Origin of the sequence: Nostoc sp. (assembly GCF_036919815.1) — a bacterium.
Taxonomy (GTDB): Bacteria; Cyanobacteriota; Cyanobacteriia; order Cyanobacteriales; family Nostocaceae; genus Nostoc.
Map to the genome: position 1 here is coordinate 73,865 of NZ_JBALCE010000061.1, position 6,274 is coordinate 80,138.

Annotated in this window: 3 protein-coding genes; 2 read left to right on the forward strand and 1 reads right to left on the reverse strand. The window is 41.9% G+C overall.

Annotation, left to right across the window (positions count from 1 at the left end; all coding sequences use genetic code 11):
* Positions 1–238 precede the first annotated feature (238 nt).
* Complete coding sequence (locus V7K15_RS15310; protein ID WP_334906324.1) at positions 239–3,370, reverse strand: MFS transporter; 3,132 nt, start codon at positions 3,368–3,370, stop codon at positions 239–241.
* 878 nt (positions 3,371–4,248) lie between these two features.
* Between V7K15_RS15310 and V7K15_RS15315 the strand changes: the two genes are divergently transcribed.
* Entirely contained in the window at positions 4,249–5,631 is a 1,383-nt protein-coding gene (locus tag V7K15_RS15315) for a histidine kinase (RefSeq protein ID WP_334906325.1), read from the forward strand.
* Between the two features lie 141 nt (positions 5,632–5,772).
* The gene (locus V7K15_RS15320) at positions 5,773–6,264 is read left to right on the forward strand and encodes a BON domain-containing protein (RefSeq protein ID WP_334906326.1); all 492 of its coding nucleotides are present in this window, start codon (positions 5,773–5,775) and stop codon (positions 6,262–6,264) included.
* Positions 6,265–6,274: the final 10 nt, after the last annotated feature.

Consider the following 6,274-nt stretch of genomic DNA (forward strand, 5'->3'; position numbering starts at 1 on the left):
TGATAGTAAGTAGGTTGGCAAGGAAAAACTAAACCATGTAAAGGTATGTAAACGAGCCACTAAGCTTAATTCAAGCTGATCTCCGAATTTTTATAAAACTTTACATAGTTACCTTTAATAGCACCAACTCCTGACTCTGGGGGGTCGTTTGTTTTATTTATAAAAAAAAAGTGGGATTCATTTGTAAACACTGAATACCACTTTGTATTATATTAAAATTACTGATGACGCAGATATTCTACCCAGGTAGAGTTATGCCAGTGACAGCGATCGCACCACCGATCGCACTAGCACAAAGAGTAGTGATCGCTGTCCCAAATATCCACCAAGCAGCATTTGCAACGGTTTTTTTGCTTTCTTCGGCTTGCTTTTTAGCTTGCGCTTGGATCGCTTTCAGGCGTTTTTGGGTTTCTTTCTGGATGCGTTCGGCTCGTTGCAATACGCCATCCCGCGCTGCTTCGATTTGGTCGATGATCCGGTTAGCATCCTGCTCAGAAATATCCTCACGAGAACTGATCACAGCAACTAGGGTGTCACGATCAAATTCACTGAGGCGATCGCGCAATGCTTCAAATCCAGCTTGGGGATCGTCGAAGACTTTCGCAAAGTCTTGTTTAATCCCTTCATAGTTGAGTTCGGAACGATCCAGCGAGTTGAGATAGTTGCGAACTTTCGCAAAAACTCCATCCAACACTGATTGCACCTTTTGCTGAATCTGCTGGAATTGTTCGACAATGGAAGTGCGAACCGACTCAATTTGATCCATAATCCGGTTAGCTTCCTCTTCTGAGATATCTTCGCGTTGAGATAACAGCGCCACAATTGTCGAACGGTCAAATTTCGAGGCGCGATCGCTTAAATTCCCAATTCCAGCGCGGGGAGAAGATAGCAGCAATTGCAAATCGCGTTTGATTCCTTCGGGGTTGAGTTCGTCTTTATTAGTATTACGCAGGTATCCTTCAAGAGTGGCTTCAAAATCTAAAGCTTGTTGAGCAGTACGCTTGGCTAAACGTCGTGGCGCTCTCACAATCTCACCAATTGCATCTTGAGCGCGATCGATGATCTGATTAACTTCCTCTTGGCTCAAGTCTCCTCGCTGACTCACGAGTTTAACCAAAGTTTCTCGATCAACATGAGACAAGCGATCGCGCAGTGCTAATGCTCCAGCTTTAGGATCATTGAGTAATTTTTCTAAATCGTTTCTGATCCCTTCTGGATCAAGTTCTTCCAAGTTAGTCTTGCGGAGATATTCGGCGATCGCTTTTGTAGTTTTTTCGTACTGTTCTTTCGCCTGTTGCGGTACTTGCAAAATATTATCTCGGACTGCTTCGAGTTGATCGAGAGTTTGGTTTACCTGTTCCTCGCTCAAATCTTGACGCTGACTAAGCAATTGTACTAATGTATCGCGGTCAAATTGCGATAGGCGCGATCGCAAAAGGCTAATTCCAGCTTGTGGATCGTCTAGTAAAACTCCAAACTCGCGTTTGATTGCTTCGGGATTTAGTTCGTCTTTGTTAGTATTCCGCAGATAATCTTCAACTCTTTGACGCAGTTCATCGGCTTTTGCTTTTGCTTGTTCTTGCAATTCTCTAGCACGATTCAAGACATTATCGCGGTTCTGTTCGAGTTGACTAACAATATTATTAGCTTCTTCTTCGCTGATATCTTCACGCTGTTGAAGCAATTGTACAAAAGTGTTGCGGTCAAATTGCCCGAAGCGGCTAGTTAAATCTTCAAAACCAGCTTCTGGATCTTCCAGCAACTTGCCAAAGTCCCGTTTAATACCTTCAGGGTTGAGTTCATCTTTCCCTGTCGAACGCAGATAATCTTCGATGCGGCTGCGGAAATCTTGCCCTTTTTCTTGCGTTTGAGCCTGTTTAACAGTTTCTAAAACTTTCAGGCGATCGCTTTCCATTTGTTCGGCAATTTCTTTCACCCTGGCTTCATTAATATCATCCCGCCGCTTCAGCAAGTTGGTGAAATATTTTTGATTTAGTTCTTCCAACTCCCGTCTCACAGTTGTCGGATCTGCATTTACGTCATAGATGACTTCTGGAAATTCATCTACTAGCGTAATTCGGTTAAAGTGCCAAGGAAATGAATTCAATATGTATTCTTCTACATCTGCCTTAATTGTATTTTCGAGTGATATTGGTAATTTTCCAGATACTTGCTTAGTTGCTTGCTCTCTAAACTTTTGGAATTGTTCTGTGATTTGCTCGACATCGACATCTTGAACTTTCTCTTTCAGCTTTTGCAACTGAGTTGTAATTTTGTTCACATCGATATTAGAGAGATTTACCCCACCCAGGACTGCGGGGGCGGCGGCGCTCAAGCCAACTCGAATAGCTTGGTTGATCAGAGTATTGCTTTGGTTGCCATTACCACCTCCAACTGTAACCAGTTGTTGCAGCCGTTCACCTAATTGGTCAGAATTCAGTTCTTCGGGACTAGCAGACTTGAGCAAATTAATTACTTGCTCCGTGGGATTTTTGCGATTTAAAGCTTGTTGCCAAGCACCTTGAAATTGGTCAGCAATGCCATTAATATCTTCTTTAGATAAATCTGTGCGGCTGCTGATTAAATCAACAAATGTTTGGCGGTCTATATTTTTCAACAGGTCACTGTTAGCAACAGATTGCAAATCTGTATCTTTAAGAAGCTGGTCAAATTGATTACGAATATCTTTGATATCCAGCTTTGGTAATTGCAGAGAACCTAAGGAACTTTGAAGCGTATTTTTAATACCTTCAGGATCAAAACCTGAAGTAAATTCCCGCCGAACTGCGGCTGTAATATCTTCAGCAGTAGAAATTAACTGTTTTTTCGCAGCATTAGCACCCATCCCAGCAGTTGCTGTACCCATCAGAGCTTGAAAACCAGAGGTGACAGTATTAGCGATAGAACCAATTAGAGAACCTACAGCCGATGAACCCAACCAAATTACCAGCGAAAAATAGGTAGACCAGATGACTACACCGATAATTGCTCCTAAAAATGCGCTTTCGATTAAGCTAAGTTTTACTGCTAGAAAACAAGCAATAAATAATGCAATGCTAGCGGTTATCAACGCCCAAGCACCAACTTTCGCTTGCACTTCACGAATTTTACTACCCAAGCTTTCTGGCTGATCATCAGAATCTGAGTCAATTTCCCAAGATGAAATTCCGACAGCAACTGAAAAGTTTGTGAATAGTAATTGAAAGGCAAATGCCATTAAGACACCAGCCAGTAATGCTACCAAGAATTTCGGCCCAGAAAAAAGAACTGATGCTTCTTCTGGAGTTAGTACTTCCTGGGCTAAAGTTATCGGCGCTAATCCAAAAGGCAACCCGCTCCATCCCCAAATAGTTAAAAGACCTTGAAACATAAGATTTTCTCACTTGCACTCAATTAAATACCCATTCATCAAATGGCTTACTTCTCAATTTAGTTATGAGTTATATCAGATGACACTTTCTTAGGTAATAACTTTGTTTGCCAAAAGTCGTATTTTACAAAAAATAAATATCTTTATTAATTTTTAATAAAATAAAATAATGTGTGTTTAATAATTTGGTCACAATATTATAAAATGTTTTAAAAGTCCTCTACTCGGTAAAAAAAACGTTTATTCTTGTATAAAAGTAAATTTTATAAAAATGCATCTACTTACGGATATGGCAGGTTTCAAACGGGTAAGGTAGGGAACAATGTTTATTGCTGTTAATGTAAGGTAGAAGCCTGTGCTGGCAAGCATTCTCTAGTTGCCATGATCTTCTATCGAAAATTGGGTGAGGGTAAAAACTAGAAATAAAGCAGATTTACCTTAAAGTTTAACCCGATATATAGGTGTGTGTTCTTACTAAGATTACATCTAATAAAGCACATTTATTTTGAGAACCATAGTTTTCAAAAGTCGTGGGAGCATCTTGTTGTCTGCTGGTAGTAGCAAAGAAGATACCAGCACTACTCCAGGTTTCAAAATGGACGAGGTTTGATAGTTGTTTGGCAGCAATTTAGTTAAAGTTAAAATTAATTTTTTAGAGAATATTCTGTAACCTAAAAATAATTAATATCTCAGCTTGATCAAACAAATCATATTTTGTGAGATTTTTTAGTAAATTTAGATAAAAACACCTATGTCTAATGATAGAGAGAAAAATTCTTCCAAGCGATTGATGGAAAATAAACACAATTATGTATTAATAAGGGTGATTACGAGCTATAAATGAGTGAATAATTGATTTTTGCTGAGGAGTAAAGATAATGGTTGTAGGTGTACATAAACGCGGTGTCGGTGTATTTTCTCATCGTCGAGATGTTGAAAAGGCGCTCCATGAATTGAAAAACACCGGCTTTGACATGGACAGAGTGTCTGTGATTACGCAGGATGGAGACAAAGACGATATTGCTGGTGCCGATGTGCGCGATCGCGTCGGTGATAAATCTGACGAAGGCGCTAGAGTCGGAGCAGCTACAGGCGGTGCTTTGGGCGGATTAACTGGTTTGTTAGTCGGTCTTGGGACTTTGGCAATTCCTGGAATCGGGCCAATTATGTTAGCTGGAGCCGCAGCAACTACCCTCGCAACTACCCTCGCTGGCGCAGGTATTGGTGCAGTAGCTGGTAGTTTGCTTGGTGCATTAGTTGGTTTAGGAATTCCCGAAGAACGAGCCAGAGTTTACGACGAACGCGTAAAGCGAGGACATTATTTAGTCATCGTAGATGGCACAGATACAGAAATCGCTACAGCAGAAGCAATTTTACATCGTCAGGGTGTGGAAGAGTTTGGGATTTACGACAACCCAGATGCTAGAAATACAACCACTGATTATGTCGCTCCAACTCCTACTGGCGCTAATTATGCCGCTAATTATGTCGCTCCAACTCCTACTGCCACTGATTATATAACTCCAACTCCTACTGCCACTGATTATGCTGCTCCAACTCCGACTGCGGGTCGTAGTGGTGTTGCTAGACGGGCAATTGGGGTCTTTTCTCATCGTCGAGATGCAGAAGCAGCACTTACAGAATTACAAGATGCGGGTTTTCCTTTAAGTACAGTCTCCATCATAGCCAAAGATACAAACGGTCAAGGGATCGCTGGTGTAGATGTAGATAGAAAGGTCGGTACAGGTAATAAAGCAGACGATGGCGTAAAAACTGGAGCAGCTACAGGCGGTGTTCTAGGCGGCTTGACTGGCTTATTAGTTGGTCTTGGGACTTTAGCGATTCCTGGAGTGGGACCTGTGATTGCAGGTGGTGCAATCGCAACAGCTTTGGCGACAACAGCCGCCGGCGGTGCGATCGGTGCAGCCGCTGGGGGTATTGTTGGCGGACTCGCTGGCTTGGGAATTCCTGAAGACAGGGCGCAAGTTTATAGCGATCGCTTCACAAAAGGCGACTATTTAGTTATTATCGATGGTACCGAAGCTGAAATCCGCCAAGCGGAAGCGATTCTCAAACGTCGAGGTATTGAAGAATTTGCAATCTATGATGCCAATGATTCAGGCGCACATCGCCCAGGTTTGGACAGAGCAACAGAGCGCAACACACCAGTTACGAATAGTGATCGCACCAATTACTCAACAGCGCCTCATTCCGACGATCCTGCCGTAGTTATTGTTGACCGTCGTGATGAAACACTCTAAGCTAAGGTAGTTGTCACTCACACTAATTCTACAAAATTGCAGGAGCAAGAATTTGAAAACTTTGCTCCTGACTAAAAAACTTGCTTCTCACTTCTGCCGTAAATATCAACAAATTTCACTTTCTGATTCCGAATTAAACATATGCAAAAGCTAACCCCCTTTTTAATTAGCTGTCTTTTGGTTTTTGGTGTTGCTGCTTGTGATAACGCTTCTAAAACAAGTGAATCTGCACCCAATAATCCTAATGACGCTCCCGCAACACCAAGCGCAAAAACAACAGAAGCTTCTCAACAAGACGCACAAAGTGAAGTTCGCAGAAAACAACTAAACGCGGATATTAAAGCCCGGGAACAGCGCAATAATACCACTGGTGGTGATACAACAAGAGCTAAAGGTGATTTATCAAGTGAAGTTCGCTCCAAGTTAGAGGCTAATATACCTAACAGTGTACTAACAGTTGCTGCCGCAGAGGGTGGGATTGTGACTGTAGCAGGAACTGTCACCAATCAACAGCAGTTGGCTAAAATTGAACCTTTAGCTAAACAAATTAAAGGTGTCAAAAGTGTAGTTGTTAAAGCAACTGTTGCCGCAACCAAAAAAATAAGGCAGATAACAACAAATCCAAGTGAGTAGGTAGGCAGAA

Coding starts and splice junctions, on each gene's coding strand:
- V7K15_RS15310 (WP_334906324.1), bottom strand. CDS start 3,370: ATGTTTCAAGGTCTTTTAACTATTTGGGGATGGAGCGGGTTGCCTTTT.
- V7K15_RS15315 (WP_334906325.1), top strand. CDS start 4,249: ATGGTTGTAGGTGTACATAAACGCGGTGTCGGTGTATTTTCTCATCGT.
- V7K15_RS15320 (WP_334906326.1), top strand. CDS start 5,773: ATGCAAAAGCTAACCCCCTTTTTAATTAGCTGTCTTTTGGTTTTTGGT.